The organism is Stenotrophomonas sp. DDT-1, from assembly GCF_001580555.1.
Taxonomy (GTDB): domain Bacteria; phylum Pseudomonadota; class Gammaproteobacteria; order Xanthomonadales; family Xanthomonadaceae; genus Stenotrophomonas; species Stenotrophomonas sepilia.
This window is the reverse complement of sequence record NZ_LEKR01000013.1, coordinates 62,402-76,151: the sequence shown is the minus strand read 5'-3', so window position 1 is coordinate 76,151 and position 13,750 is coordinate 62,402. Positions and strand designations below refer to the sequence as shown.

At 68.0% G+C, this 13,750-nt stretch carries 10 protein-coding genes; 8 read left to right on the top strand and 2 right to left on the bottom strand.

The window, feature by feature from the left end; translation table 11 throughout:
• Positions 1 to 37: 37 nt before the first annotated feature.
• Positions 38 to 2,833 (bottom strand): glycoside hydrolase family 3 C-terminal domain-containing protein, encoded by a 2,796-nt coding sequence (locus AB839_RS09125; RefSeq protein WP_082783316.1) that lies wholly within the window; start codon positions 2,831 to 2,833, stop codon positions 38 to 40.
• Between the two features lie 338 nt (positions 2,834 to 3,171).
• On the opposite strand from AB839_RS09125, the gene AB839_RS09120 reads away from it, so the two are divergent.
• Positions 3,172 to 3,606 carry a glyoxalase/bleomycin resistance/dioxygenase family protein gene (locus AB839_RS09120; protein ID WP_010485036.1) on the top strand — a complete coding sequence of 145 codons (435 nt, stop codon included), beginning with the start codon at positions 3,172 to 3,174 and terminating at the stop codon, positions 3,604 to 3,606.
• Positions 3,607 to 3,740: 134 nt separating this feature from the next.
• Positions 3,741 to 4,445: an AraC family transcriptional regulator gene (locus AB839_RS09115; RefSeq protein ID WP_061479096.1), complete on the top strand. Its 705-nt coding sequence runs from the start codon at positions 3,741 to 3,743 to the stop codon at positions 4,443 to 4,445.
• A 9-nt stretch (positions 4,446 to 4,454) separates the two neighbouring features.
• Here AB839_RS09115 and AB839_RS09110 read toward each other — a convergent pair whose 3' ends face one another.
• The gene (locus tag AB839_RS09110; RefSeq protein WP_061479095.1) at positions 4,455 to 5,345 is read right to left on the bottom strand and encodes a sterol desaturase family protein; all 891 of its coding nucleotides are present in this window, start codon (positions 5,343 to 5,345) and stop codon (positions 4,455 to 4,457) included.
• A 102-nt stretch (positions 5,346 to 5,447) separates the two neighbouring features.
• On the opposite strand from AB839_RS09110, the gene AB839_RS09105 reads away from it, so the two are divergent.
• The 6 genes from AB839_RS09105 (at position 5,448) to AB839_RS09080 (ending at position 13,676) form a co-directional block, all read left to right on the top strand.
• Positions 5,448 to 6,398, top strand: coding sequence for a LysR family transcriptional regulator (locus tag AB839_RS09105; RefSeq protein ID WP_185807371.1), 951 nt, complete (start codon positions 5,448 to 5,450; stop codon positions 6,396 to 6,398).
• Positions 6,399 to 6,490: 92 nt separating this feature from the next.
• The gene (locus AB839_RS09100; protein ID WP_061479094.1) at positions 6,491 to 7,141 is read left to right on the top strand and encodes a DsbA family protein; all 651 of its coding nucleotides are present in this window, start codon (positions 6,491 to 6,493) and stop codon (positions 7,139 to 7,141) included.
• A 36-nt stretch (positions 7,142 to 7,177) separates the two neighbouring features.
• Entirely contained in the window at positions 7,178 to 8,185 is a 1,008-nt protein-coding gene (locus AB839_RS09095) for a cyclase family protein (RefSeq protein ID WP_061479093.1), read from the top strand.
• Positions 8,186 to 8,525: 340 nt separating this feature from the next.
• Positions 8,526 to 9,140 (top strand): translesion DNA synthesis-associated protein ImuA, encoded by a 615-nt coding sequence (imuA, locus tag AB839_RS09090; RefSeq protein ID WP_061479092.1) that lies wholly within the window; start codon positions 8,526 to 8,528, stop codon positions 9,138 to 9,140.
• 9 nt (positions 9,141 to 9,149) lie between these two features.
• Positions 9,150 to 10,559, top strand: a complete 1,410-nt coding sequence (locus AB839_RS09085; protein WP_061479091.1) for a DNA polymerase Y family protein — start codon at positions 9,150 to 9,152, stop codon at positions 10,557 to 10,559.
• Between the two features lie 6 nt (positions 10,560 to 10,565).
• Positions 10,566 to 13,676, top strand: coding sequence for an error-prone DNA polymerase (locus AB839_RS09080; RefSeq protein ID WP_061479090.1), 3,111 nt, complete (start codon positions 10,566 to 10,568; stop codon positions 13,674 to 13,676).
• Positions 13,677 to 13,750: the final 74 nt, after the last annotated feature.

The following is a 13,750-nucleotide window of genomic DNA, read 5'->3' as shown; positions in this document are numbered from 1 at the left end:
ACGGACACGGCCCCTTACGGGGCCGTGTCTTCAAGCATCAGCGCAGCACCTGTTCCACCAGCTGCACGTCCACGCTCTGCAGCGGTTCGGCGGCATTGCGCGACAGCTGCACCTGGTAAGTACCGCCGTCGATCTTCCACTGGCGGGCCTGCGCATCGTAGTGGGCCAGGGTCTTCGGCTCGGCTTCGATGCGGATGCGGCGCTGTTCGCCCGGCTGCAGGTTCACCTTGTCGTAGCCAATCAGGCGGATCGGCGTGGTGCTGCCAGCTGGAAGCTTCAGGTACAGCTGGGCCACGTCGGCACCGGCGCGCTTGCCAGTGTTGCGAATGTCCACGCTGGCGACCAGGCGCGAACCTTCCACGCTCACCTTGAGGTTTTCATAGGCGAACGAGGTGTAGGACAGGCCATGACCGAACGCGAAGGTGGGCTTCAGGCCCTTGGCCGCCATCCACTTGTAGCCGACGTTGGCGCCTTCGATATCGAAATCGAACACATCACCGAACGGCTTGGCCGGCTTGAAGCCGAGGCCATCGATATGCGGGCGCGGCAGCTGCGATTCGTCCGTCACCCAGGTCACCGGCAGGCGGCCGGACGGATTGACCTGACCGGTCAACAGCGCGGCAATGCCTTCGCCACCGCGGATGCCCGGGTACCAGGCCTGCAGCATCGCCGGCACCTGCGCCAGCCATGGCGTGCGCACAGGGCCATTGGTTTCCAGCACCAGCACGGTCTTCGGGTTGGCCTTGGCCACCGCCGAGATCAGCGCGTCCTGGTTGTCCGGCAACTGCATGTCCGGCAGATCCACCGATTCGGCGGCCCACTGGGTGGCGAACACGATGGCGACGTCGGCCTGCGCGGCCGCCCTGGCCGCAGCAGCTGCGTTGGTGCCATCCACATACGTGATAGTCGCGTCCGGACGCACCGCACGCAGCGATTCCAGCGGCGAGGACGGGTGGAAGATCACCGGGCCCGGCCAGGTGGTCGGCATCACGCCCGGCACCGCATTGGTGCCCTTGGCGGTGACGCCCACCATCGACGAACCACCGCCGCCGATCACGCCCTTGTCGGCATGGCCGCCGATGATGACGATGCGCTTCACGCTGTCGGCCAGCGGCAGCAGGTTGCCCTCATTGCGCAGCAGCACGCTGCCCTCTTCCACCGTGCGCTGGGCCACGGCGAAGCCGGCCTCGGCATCCACCTTCTGGTGCTGCGGCGGGTTGTCGAAGTTGCCATGCAGGAACATCGTGCGCAGGATGCGCGCCACCATGTCATTCAGGCGCGCCTGCGGCACCACGCCGCCATGCACGGCCAGACGCAGCGGCTCGTCGAAGAACACCGCCGCGTCGAACACTTCACCGGCCGACTGCTGGTCCAGGCCGGCCAGCGCCGCCTTCGAACCGCTGTGCACGCCGCCCCAGTCGGACATCACGAAACCGGGGAACTTCCATTCCTGCTTCAGCACCTGGTTCATCAGGTAGCCGTTCTCGCAGCCGTAGGTGCCGTTGATCTTGTTGTACGAGCACATCGCCACGCCCGGGCGACCGGCTTCCAGCGCGATCTCGAAGGCCAGCAGGTCCGATTCGTGCATGGCCTGTTCGCCGATGCGCACGTCGTGGAAGTTGCGGCGGGTCTCCATGTCGTTCAGCGCGAAGTGCTTCATCGAGGAGATCACGTGCTGGCTCTGCACGCCCTGGATCAGCGCGCCGACCATCGAACCGGCCAGCAGCGGGTCTTCACCGGCGTATTCGAAATTGCGGCCGTTGCGTGGGTCGCGCTGCAGGTTGACGCTGCCTGACAGCAGGATGTTGAAGCGCTGCTGCCATGCCTCGCGGCCCATGGTCGCGCCACCGGCGAAGGCCACTTCGCGGTTCCAGCTGGACGCGGTGGATGGGCCTGAGGGCATTGCCGTGGCGAAATCGCCCGGACGGATGCCGCCCGGATTGGTCACGCCGACGCCGGCATCGGCCGACTGCTGCGACGGAATGCCCAGCCGCGCCACGCCCGGCACGAAACCGGCCGAACCGACCGCACCTTCCGGCAGTGGGCCACCATCCTTGCCCAGCCCGAAGTAGCTGTGCAGCATCTGGAACTTCTCATCCTCGGTCATCGCCTTCAGCAGCAGCGCAGCGCGCGCATCGGCGTTGAGGGCGGTGTCCATCCATGGCTTTTCGCCGTGCTTGTCGGCGGCATAGGCCAGTGTCAGCAGGGTGGCGCGCAGGGTGCTGCCCTCCACCTTGAACGGTGCGCTGCTGGCGGCCTGGAAACCGTCGCTGAAATAGCTGGCATCCGCTTCCAGCGCCACACGCGCCGGATCGAAGCCGGCGGCCTTGGCCGATTCACCGGCCACTGCGCCGAGCAGCACCGCCGGTGCACCCAGCCGCGAACGGGTGACCAGCGCCGGCAGCTGCGCGGCACCTGCGCCGGCGTCGGTATAGACCGCCACGGTGTGGCGGCCATCGTCCAGGCGCAGGTAGTTCAGACCCGGCTGGTCCGGGCCGGATTCAGCGGCGATCGGCAGCCGGGTCAGCACGGCCTGGCCGCGTTGGGTCTGGCCATCGTCCTTGCCCGCAGCAATGAAGCGGTATTCGTAACCCAGTCCGTCGGCCAGCACCTGCAGCGGATCGACCTGGCCAATACCGCGCTGCACCTGGCGCACGCTCACCGCGTCCACCTGCAGGGTCTTCAGCTGGGCGGCCAGGGCCGGCATCGCCTCGGCGGTCGGGGCCTGTTCCAGGGTCAGCACGGTGAACGCGGCAGGGTCGGCCCAGGCCGGGGCGGCCAGTGCGACAGACAGGGCCAGGGACAGTGCAAGCGGCTTTGTAAACGTTTTCATCGGCAGGCGTAATTCCGTTGCCAAGGCAATCGGTCCAGGGAAAGTGCCGCCGAAGGGTGCAGCGTTCATGCCGCGCAGGAATTGCCAGGCAACCTCCCGCAGGCCGAAGGACGGGCCGGTCTGCGCCTGGGACCCTCCTCCCGGCGTGACAACCTGCCTGTCCGGGCCGCGCAGGGCGACCCAATCCTGTGAAGATTGTGCGAGGGTGTTCACACCTGTCAACAGGACCTAAGTCACAGAGGCAACCCGGCCAGCGGTTATCAGGCCATCACCGGCGGTCATCAGCAGGCCGCGTGGGGCTGCCGATAATGAGGTGTCACCGGCCCTGGACCCCGCCCATGAACATACACCGCGACTTCGATCATCTCTGGCGTGACCGCTGTGATACCTCCACCCAGCGCAGCCCACGCGTGCTGATCCGGGTATTCGTTGCCCCTGGCGAACTGGAGCGCAGCGTGGCGTTCTACGAGCAGTTGCAGGGTGTGGTGGCCGATGCGGGCTTCCCGTTTCCCGATGCCGGCCTACGCCTGGCGATGGTCGGTGCATTCCTGCTGATCGAAGGTTGCGATGAGGCGCTGGCGCCATTCACTTCGACCACGGGGACGCTGCTGGTCGATGACGTTCGGCCTTATCACGACAAACTGGTCGCCGCCGGTGCCGAGATCATCTTCCCGCTGCAGGTGGTGCCGACCGGGGCGGCGTTCAATGCGGTGCATCCCGATGGCACGGTGGTCGAGTACGTGCATCACCGGCCGGATCCGCACGGGCGGTGAGGGCGCGGCCGGGCGGCGCCGGTACCCGCAGATTCGACAGTTCCCTGCACGGCCTGCTGTAGAGCCGAGCCCATGCTCGGCTGCTCTTCGTTCAACTGTCGGAATATTCGATTTCGATGGAGATTCATCCACGCATGGCGTGGATCTACAATCCCTCCATGTCCTCCCCCGCCCTGCCCTGGAACGGCACGTTGCTGCTGGATGCGCACGCCGCCGTGCTGCACGGCCATGCTGGTGACAGCGCTTTGCATGCGCACTACGCCCATCAATTGCTGCTGAGCGACGGTACGCCCTGGCACGTCGAGATCGATGGCGTACAGCAGCAGGGCCAGCGGCTATGGCTGCCTTCGTTCCAGCCGCACGCGATCCTGTCGGCACCGGAAGCAGGCTGCACGGTGTTCCTTGAGCCGGCGCATGCCGACCTCGAACAGATCCAGCAGCACCTGCACGTGCTGCCCGGCACTGCGATGGAACTGCAGGACTGGTTGCCGCGATTGAGCCGCGCGCAGCCATTGGACCGGCGGGTGCAGGCAGCGCTGGCCCGCATCGCCCAGCACCTTCCGGGCCCGGTGCCGGCCGCCGATATCGCCGAGGCGGCGCACCTGTCGACCAGCCAGCTGCACCGGCGTTTCCAGTCCGAGCTGGCGGTGACCCTGCGCGGCTGGGTGCTGTGGCAACGGCTACGCACTGCGCTCACGCATCATCTGCGCGGGCACACCCTGACCGCCAGCGCGCATGCCGCCGGCTTCGCCGACCTGGCCCATCTCTCGCGCAGCCTGCGCCGCATGTTCGGCATCGGTGCCGCACAGCTGCAGGGCCTGCAGTTGCATGCGACCTGACACGGCCGATCACCCACGCCTGCGCAGGCCTTCGGGCAGCTCCGGCACCTCGCCATGCGGTAGTTCGCGGAACGGCGCCAGCAGCTGCCCCGCGTAATCGCGTGGATAGTCCGGTTGGCTGCCGATACCGAGATCGCATTGCTGCAGCCGATAACCGGGCGCATCGAAGGCGGTCCCCAGCAGATGATCCCATGCGGTCAGGAACAGGCCGAAGTTGACGTCACCGGCGGTACCGTAACGCATGTGATGGAAGCGATGCAGCGGTGCCCACGCCATCACCCGGCCCAGCACACCCAGGCGCATATCCACGTTGGAGTGCTGCAGCAGCAGCTGGATGGCGATGGCAAACGCCAGCACCGCCGCCACCGGCATCGGCAGGCCCAACAGCAGCAACGGCAGCACACCGCCCACCGCTTCGGCCGCCTGGTGCAGTGGGTGTTTCATCAGGCCGTTGAAGCCATACATGCGGGTCACGCTGTGATGCACCGCATGCAGGCGCCACAACCAGCCGATGCGATGGCTTGCGTAGTGCACCAGGGTAATGCCGAGATCGGCAGCGATGATCGCCACCAGTACCTGCAGTGCGAACGGCCACTGCAGCGGCCAGACCTGCCACGGAATGATCGCCGCCAGCAGCGGCACCGCCGCGATCGACAACAGGTTCAGGCCTTCGTTGACCAGCGCATGCAGGGTGTCACGCAGGCGGTCGCCATGATCGTGGTTGAACGCAGGATCGTACGGCCACGCGCGCTCGGCGGCGAACGAGAGCGCAATGGCGGCCGCCAGCAGGGCCAGCAGCCACAACGGATCGCCATGGCAGTGGCCGACCCAGACGACGGCAGTGGCGACGAACCCCAGCAGGAACAGCGGGGCATACAGGCGGAGGATCCAGTGTTTCATGGGCAACCCGGGAAATGAGGGCCTGCATGCTGGCGTGGCGTGCGGGTTGCTGGCTTGAACAAACGGCGCAACCCTGCCGCACCACGCTTCCCACATCCACGCATGGCGTGGATCTACAATGGCGCCCTCATCGCGCCCGGGGCCGGCATGGATTCCTTCAACCTGATGCGTGCCTTCCGTCGCATCGTCGAACGCGGCGGGCTCGCTCGTGCCGCCGAAGACCTGGGCATGTCGCCGGCCGGGCTCAGCAAACAGCTGCGCACGCTGGAAGCGCATCTGGGCGTGGTACTGCTGCAGCGGACCACGCGGCGCATGAGCCTGACCGAGACCGGCCACGCCTATTACCGCGAATGCTGCCGCCTGCTCGACGAGCTGGACGCATTGGAACGTGGCATCGCCGAGCAGCGTGGCGAGGTGACCGGGCGCCTGCGCGTCAATGTGCCGCAGTCGTTCGCGCTGAGCACGCTGTCGCCGCTGCTGCCCCGCTTCCTGCAGCAGCATCCGCAGCTGTCGCTGGACCTGGTGATGGAAGACCGCCTGCTCGATGCAGTCGGCGAGGGTTTCGATGTGTCGCTGCGGCTGCGTGCCGAGCTGGATGATTCACGCCTGGTGGCACGCCGGCTGGCCTCGCTGCAGCAGGTGCTGTGCGCGGCGCCGTCCTACCTGCAGCAGCATCCGGCGCCCCAGGCAGTAGGCGATCTGCAGGCCCATAGCGTGCTGGCCTACAGCCTGTCCGACTCACCGGGCAGTTGGCCGCTGCTCGGCCCGGATGGCCAGGTGACGATCACCCTGCCGGCACGCGTGACCGTCAACAACAGCCTGCTGCTGCGTGACCTGCTGGTGGCCGGCATGGGCATCGGCGCCCTGCCCTCGTTCCTGGCGGCACCAGCGCTGGCCCGTGGCGAACTGCAGCAGGTGCTGCCCGACCACCGCTATCCGCCGCGCTTCGTGCATGCGGTCTACCCCACCTCGCGCCACCTGCAGCCCAAGGTGCGTGCCTTCATCGACTTCCTGCACGCCGAGCTGCCCGGCTGCGCCGGCCTGGATTCGTAACCGCCAGCGAAAACTGAGCTGCCCACGGCGTGCTGTTTCGGCCACGCCGCGCTGCCTACTCTGCCGCCTCCCCTATCACCGATGGCAGGCAGATGTCTTCCGTTCCTTCCCCCGCCACCGCCGCGCCGGTGGTCGATTTCTTCCACGACGTGGTCTGCGGCTGGTGCTTCGTGCTGGCCCCGCGCCTGCAGCAGGTCTCGGCCGAACTCGGCATCCAGGTGCGCCACCGCAGCTTCGTGCTGCAGGACTCGCGCGCGCAGATGGTCGAGGTGTTCGGCTCGATGGCGCGCGCCAAGGCGATCATCCTGCGCCACTGGACCGACTGCGCCGCGCATGAGGACACCGCGCGCATCGATATCGAAGGCATGCGCGCACAGGACTTCGAGTATCCCTCCGGCTGGCTCGGCGCACTGGCCTGCCAGGCCGCAGGGCTGATCGGTGGCAATGATGCCCATGGCGCGATGTTCGACGCGGTGCAATGGGCGCACCTGCACCAGCACCGCAACATCGGCGACGCGGAAGTACTGCTGGATATTGCCGAATCGCTGGGCCATCCACGTGGCGCCTTCGCTGACCACATGCGCAGCGACGCGGTGCGCCAGCGCGTGCAGGCTGATCGCGCCGACGCTGCCGCGCTCGGCATCCGGTCCATCCCCACCGTGATCGGCGGCAACGGCCTGCGCCTGCAGACCCTGCCGCTGCCGCAATTGCGCCAGGCCCTGGCGCCCCTGGTCGCGGCCTGAGCCGCACCCTCCCCCACCCTGCAAGGAGATTTCCCCATGACCCCACGTACCCTGTCCACCGCGCTGGCCCTGCTGCTGGCCGCCACCGCCGCTTCCACCACCGTATCCGCGCACGAACGCGTTCCCTCCGGCCAGCAGGTCGGCACCAGCCCCTGGGGGCCGGAGGACGAGATCGGCCGCCTCAACCTGATCACCGAAGCCTCGCGCGCCGCGATCCTGTCGCGGGTCAGCGGCGGCAAGGCCTATGACCTGGCCACCGAATACTACGTCGGCATGCCCAGCTGGCAGGATGCCGGCGACCCGCACTACCAGTTCTGGATGACCCACACCCCGCGCGGCACAGTGATGGACGATCCGATGGGCGTGGGCGAGGCCATGAATCTCACCCGCAGCTACACCGGCACCGCGTTCTCGATGTACAGCCACACCGGCACCCACATCGATGCGCTGAACCACTTCGGCATCCACGGGAAGATCTGGAACGGCTTCGAGGCCGACAAGCACCTCGGCGACCGTGGCTGGAATGTCACCGGCATCGAGAAGTTCCCGCCGCTGATCGCGCGTGGCGTGCTGATCGACGTGGCCGGCGCCAAGGGCGTGGACATGCTGCCGGACAGCTACCGCGTCACCCGCCAGGACCTGAAGGATGCGCTGGCACGCCAGAAGGTGAAACTGCAGCAGGGCGACGTGGTGCTGATCCGCACCGGCCGCATGCGCCTGTTCGAGCAGCCCAGGGCCTACATGGCCAACCCGCCGGGCATGGGCCTGGACGCGGCACGCTTCCTGGTCGAGGACGGCGGCGCGATGATCGTCGGTGCCGACAACCTCAGCTTCGAGACCTTCCCTTCGGAGGTGTCCGACGACTACGTGCCGCTGCACACCTACCTGCTGGCACAGCAGGGTGCGCCGATCATCGAGCTGGTGGCGCTGGACGAACTGGCCCGCGACAAGGTCTACGAATTCGCCTTCATCGGCGGCCCGCTGAAGATCCGCGGTGGCGATGCCGCGCCGCTGCGCCCGGTGGCGCTGCCGGTGCGCCCGTAACCAGGGGCATCCCCGGGTAGCAACGGTCCATGCCGGGTGGGTGCCGACCTTGGTCGGCACCGCGCTTTACCGCTATCCACGCATGGCGTGGATCTACCAGGCTGCGGCATGGATTTGCCGGGGCTCTCTCCAGTAGATCCACGCCATGCGTGGATGCTTTCCCCCTTCAGCAACCTGAAACCGGACCCTCCGATTTCATTAGTAATTCTACTTACAACGCGAGTAGCATGTCTGGTCTCAGCCCCTGATACCGGTCCGTCGATACTCGCGCCATGCCCGCCGTTTCCGCCCGTTCCTGCCGTTTCCAGCCCGCCCGGCGCCTCCCCTGGAGGGCTGACTGATGGGTGCCGTCGTCGCCCTCGACCGGCTGCTGGACGGGCGCCAGCTGTGGCGTGGCCCGGCCCGCCAGGGCCCCGCCAGCGACCATCTGGCCAGCGGCCATCCGGCACTGGATGCACGCCTGCCCGGCGGTGGCTGGCCGGCCAGCGGACTGTGCGAGGTACTGCAGGCGGTGCCCGGCGTTGGCGAACTGGCGCTGGTATGGCCGGCACTGGCCAGGCTGAGCCAGCGCGACCGCCCGATCGTCCTGGTCGCTCCGCCGTACCGTCCGCATGCCCCGGCCTGGGCCGCCGCCGGGCTGGACCTGGGCCAGTTGCAGATCATCCACGCCGCGCCGAAGCAGGCACTGTGGGCCGCCGAACAGTGCCTGCGCTCTGCGGCCTGCGCGGCGGTACTGTGCTGGCCGCATCAAGCCGACGACCGCGCCCTGCGCCGCCTGCAGGTGGCCGCCGACAGCGGCCAGTGCCTGGGCTTCGTGTTCCGCGAGGCGCAGGCCGCGCGCAATCCCTCCCCGGCCAGCCTGCGCCTGCAGCTCGACCACGGCCAGGTGCGGGTGCTGAAGTGCCGTGGCGGCCTGCCGCCGGCACAACCGTTGCCGCTGGCCATCGCCCACTGAGGCCGCGCCATGCACTGGGCCTGCCTGTTGTTGCCGCAGTTGGCGCTGGACAGCGTGCTGCGCCTGCAGCCCGACCAACAGCGGCCCTTGGTGCTGCTGCAGGGGCCGGCACAGCGACGCGTAGTGCGTGCAGTCAGCCCGTCGGCACGCGCCGCGGGGTTGCGCCCGGGCATGCTGCTGTCGGCTGCACAGGTACTGGTGCAGGACATGCACCTGCACGACTACGACCCCAATGCCGAACAGCACACCCGGCAGCTGCTGGCCAGCTGGGCCTATGCCTACAGCTCGCAGGTCAGCCTCGATTTTCCGCATGCACTGGTGCTGGAAATCGGTGCCAGCCGCGCCCTGTTCGGTGATTGGCTGACGATCCAGCAGCGCCTGCGCAATGAACTGCACGAACTCGGTTTCCGCCACCGCCTGGTGGCCGCGCCTACCCCACATGCCGCGCGCGTGCTGGCCAACGTCCACGATGGCCTCGGCATCGATGCGCAGCAACTGCCGGCGGTGCTGGCGCAGCTGCCCCTGGCGCGCTGCGGCCTGCCCAGCGAGGCGGTGACGGTGCTCGGCCGCTCCGGCCTGCGCACGTTGGGCGCGGTGCTCAAGCTGCCGCGCGACAGCCTGGCCCGGCGCTTCGCCCCCGAGGTCCTGCAGCAGCTGGATGCATTGCGCGGGCTGCCCACCGCGCCATTGCGCTACTACCAGCCACCAGACCGTTTCGATGCGCGCATCGAATTCGAGTACGAGATCGAATCCAGCCAGGCCCTGCTGTTCCCGCTGCGCCGCCTGCTGCTCGACCTGGCCGCCTTCCTGTGCTCGCGCGATGGCGGCGTGCAGCGCTTCGACCTGCATTTCGAGCATGACCTGTTGCCGGCCAGCGTGCTGACCATCGGCCTGTTGGCGCCCGAACGCGATCCCGCGTTGCTGTTCGAGATCGCGCGCAACCGCATGGAAGCGTTCGCCCTGCCGGCCGGCAGCCGCGCACTGCGCCTGCAGGCCGAACAGCTGCCGCCGTTCGTACCCGCCGCGCGTGACCTGTTCGATACCCGTCCGGCGCAGGCGATGCCGTGGAACCAGCTGCGTGAGCGCCTGCGCGCGCGGCTCGGCGATGATGCCGTGCAGCCGCTGGCAGTGCAGGCCGACCATCGCCCCGAACGCGCCAGCGGCACCCAGCCAGCGGCCAGGCCACCGGCATACTGGCCACTGCGCCCCGGTTGGCTGCTGGACGCTCCACAGCCGCTGCGTGACCCGCGCCTGCGCATCATCGCCGGGCCGGAGCGGATCGAATCGGGCTGGTGGGACCAGGCTGACGCGCGCCGCGACTACTACGTGGTGGAAACCGCGCATGGCCAGCGCGGCTGGGCCTTCCGCGTGCGCAACGATCCGCATGCGCCGTGGATGCTGCACGGCTGGTTCGGCTGAGCCGCCATGCACAGCGAACTGCCCGGCTACGCCGAACTGCACTGCCTGTCGGCCTTCAGTTTCCAGCGCGGTGCTTCGATCGCCGAAGAGTTGTTCGCGCGCGCCGCTGGCCAGGGCTACCGCGCGTTAGCGATCACCGACGAATGCTCGCTGGCCGGCATCGTGCGCGCCTGGCAGGCAGCCAAGACCCATGGCGTGGCGCTGATCGTCGGCGCCGAATTCCAGGTCGAGGACGGGCCGAAGCTGGCCCTGCTGTGCACCGACCAGGCCGCCTATGCGGGGCTGTGCCAGTTGATCACGACCTGTCGGCGGCGGGCTGCCAAGGGCGAATACCGCTGCCTGCGCGACGATCTGCTCGGCCTGCCCGACGGTTTGTTGTGCCTGTGGCTGGACCGGCAGCCATCCGCCACCGATCTCGAGTTGCTGCGCACCGGCTTCGATGATCGGCTGTGGCTGGCGGTGGAACTGCACCGCGAACACGATGACGCACGCCGCCTGCAGCAGCTGCAGGCCTTCGGCGAACGCCACCGCCTGCCCCTGGTCGCCAGTGGCGATGTGCACATGCACGTGCGCCGCCGCCGTGCCCTGCAGGACACACTGACCGCGATCCGCCACCGCTGCAGCGTGGCCGAGGCCGGCTGGCGCCTGTTTCCCAATGGCGAGCGCCACCTGCGCCCGCGTACCGCGCTGGCCCAGCTGTATCCGCCCGAACTGCTGGCTGAAACCCTGCGCATCGCCGAGCGCTGCCACTTCACCCTGGAACAGCTGCAGTACACCTATCCGCGTGAGCTGGTGCCCGAAGGACACGATCCGGACAGCTGGCTGCGCGTGCTGGTCGAGCGCGGCATCCGGTGGCGCTGGAAAGGCGGCATCGAAGCGAAGCAACGCACGCAGATCGAGCACGAACTGGCGCTGATCAAGCAGAAGAACTACGCCTCCTACTTCCTCACCGTGCAGGACATCGTGCGCTTTGCGCGCAGCCAGGACATCCTCTGCCAGGGCCGTGGCTCAGCGGCCAACTCGGCGGTGTGCTTCGTGCTGGGCGTGACCGAGATCGACCCGGCACGCAGCAACCTGCTGTTCGAGCGCTTCATCTCCGCCGAGCGCGACGAACCACCGGATATCGACATCGACTTCGAGCACGAGCGTCGCGAGGAGGTGCTGCAGTACGTGTTCAAGCGCTACGGCCGCGAGCGCGCCGCACTGACCGCGGTGGCGATCAGCTACCGTGGTCGCAGCGCGATCCGCGACGTGGCCCGCGCACTGGGCCTGCCGATGGACCAGGTCAACGAACTGGGCGCGGCGATGGACCACTGGGGCGGTCATGTACCGCTGCCTGAGACCCTGCGCGAGCGCGGCTTCGATCCGGACACGCCGTTGATGCAGCGCCTGCTGGCACTGACCACCGAACTGATCGACTTCCCCCGCCACCTGTCGCAGCACCCGGGCGGTTTCGTGATCTCCGAGCACCCGCTGTCGACGCTGGTACCGGTGGAGAACGCAGCGATGGCCGACCGCACCGTCATCCAGTGGGACAAGGACGACCTCGATGCCACCGGCCTGATGAAGGTCGACTGCCTGGCGTTGGGCATGCTCACCGCCATCCGCAAATGTCTGGCGATGCTGAAGCAGCATGGCCTGCACAGTGGACGCATGGATGCGATCGAGGATGACGACAAGCCCACCTACGACATGATCTGCGCCGCCGACACCATCGGCGTATTCCAGATCGAGTCGCGCGCGCAGATGGCGATGCTGCCGCGCCTGCAGCCACGCGAATTCTATGACCTGGTGATCGAGGTGGCGATCGTGCGCCCTGGCCCGATCCAGGGTGACATGGTGCACCCCTACCTGGAACGGCGAAGGATCCTGCGCGAGCAGGGTCCTGACGCGTTGAACGATCCAGACAATCCACTCTATCCAGCGCGGCTGGAACGCGTGTTCGCGCGTACGCTGGGCGTGCCACTGTTCCAGGAACAGGTCATGCAGCTGGCGGTGGAAGCGGCCGGCTACACGCCGGGCCAGGCCGATGCCCTGCGCCGCTCGATGGCCGCATGGAAACGCCGTGGCGGCCTGGAGCCGCATCGCGAGAAGCTGCTGTCCGGCATGCTGAAGAACGGCTTCAGCCGCGAATACGGCGAGCACCTGTTCGAGCAGATCAAGGGGTTCGGCGATTACGGTTTCCCGGAAAGCCACGCCGCCAGTTTCGCCCTGCTGACCTATGCCAGCTGCTGGCTGAAGTGCCATCACCCGGCCGCGTTCACCGCCAGCCTGATCAACAGCCAGCCGCTGGGCTTCTACAGCCCCGACCAGCTGCTGCAGGACGCGCGCCGGCATGGCATCCGCGTGCTGCCGGTGGACGTGCGCCACAGCGACTGGGACTGCACGCTGGATTTCAGCAAGGGGCCGGCGGCGATCCGTCTGGGCCTGCGCCTGATCGACGGCTGCAACGAAGATGCCGTGCAGGCCATCATGCGCGAGCGCGCGCGGCGCCCGTTCGACGACGTCGGCGACCTGTGCCAGCGCACCGCGCTGGACCGCCGCCAGCAAGGCCTGCTGGCCGATGCCGGGGCACTGCGCGGGCTCAGCGGCCATCGCCATCGTGCACGCTGGGATATCTCCGGCGTAGAGAACCGGCTGCCGCTGTTCGACCAGGCCCGTGCCACTGCCGAAGCCCGTGTGCCTCTGCCACTGCCCAGCGCTTGGGAGGACATGCAGGCCGACTACCGCAGCACGGGCACCACCCTCGGCCGCCACCCGATCTCGTTCCTGCGCGCGCAGCTGCGCAGTCGTGGCTGCCTGGATGCCGCACAGCTGGCCGGGCACGGCCACGGCCGCCGTGTGCGCATCGCCGGACTGGTGCGCATGCGCCAGCGCCCGCAGACCGCCAGTGGCGTTACCTTCCTCACCCTTGAAGACGAGACCGGCATGGTCAACGCCGTGGTCTGGCGCCACCTGGCCGACCGCCAGCACCGGGTGCTGGTCGACACCCAGCTGATGCAGATCGATGGCCGCCTGGAGCGCGTTGATGGCGTGCAGCATGTCATCGTGCAGCGCATGCACTGCCTGGATGAGCTGCTGCAGGGACTGCGCAGCCACAGCCGCGATTTCCACTGACGATACACATCGTCACACAACGAACTGGCCTTTGCCCGCCGGCATCCGCTATCGTCGGCCTATCCAAGGAAGGA

Bases quoted from the DNA above. Each gene is read 5' to 3' on its own strand.
- AB839_RS09125 (WP_082783316.1), bottom strand. From the start codon at position 2,833: ATGAAAACGTTTACAAAGCCGCTTGCACTGTCCCTGGCCCTGTCTGTC.
- AB839_RS09120 (WP_010485036.1), top strand. From the start codon at position 3,172: ATGAACATACACCGCGACTTCGATCATCTCTGGCGTGACCGCTGTGAT.
- AB839_RS09115 (WP_061479096.1), top strand. From the start codon at position 3,741: ATGGCGTGGATCTACAATCCCTCCATGTCCTCCCCCGCCCTGCCCTGG.
- AB839_RS09110 (WP_061479095.1), bottom strand. From the start codon at position 5,345: ATGAAACACTGGATCCTCCGCCTGTATGCCCCGCTGTTCCTGCTGGGG.
- AB839_RS09105 (WP_185807371.1), top strand. From the start codon at position 5,448: ATGGCGTGGATCTACAATGGCGCCCTCATCGCGCCCGGGGCCGGCATG.
- AB839_RS09100 (WP_061479094.1), top strand. From the start codon at position 6,491: ATGTCTTCCGTTCCTTCCCCCGCCACCGCCGCGCCGGTGGTCGATTTC.
- AB839_RS09095 (WP_061479093.1), top strand. From the start codon at position 7,178: ATGACCCCACGTACCCTGTCCACCGCGCTGGCCCTGCTGCTGGCCGCC.
- imuA (WP_061479092.1), top strand. From the start codon at position 8,526: ATGGGTGCCGTCGTCGCCCTCGACCGGCTGCTGGACGGGCGCCAGCTG.
- AB839_RS09085 (WP_061479091.1), top strand. From the start codon at position 9,150: ATGCACTGGGCCTGCCTGTTGTTGCCGCAGTTGGCGCTGGACAGCGTG.
- AB839_RS09080 (WP_061479090.1), top strand. From the start codon at position 10,566: ATGCACAGCGAACTGCCCGGCTACGCCGAACTGCACTGCCTGTCGGCC.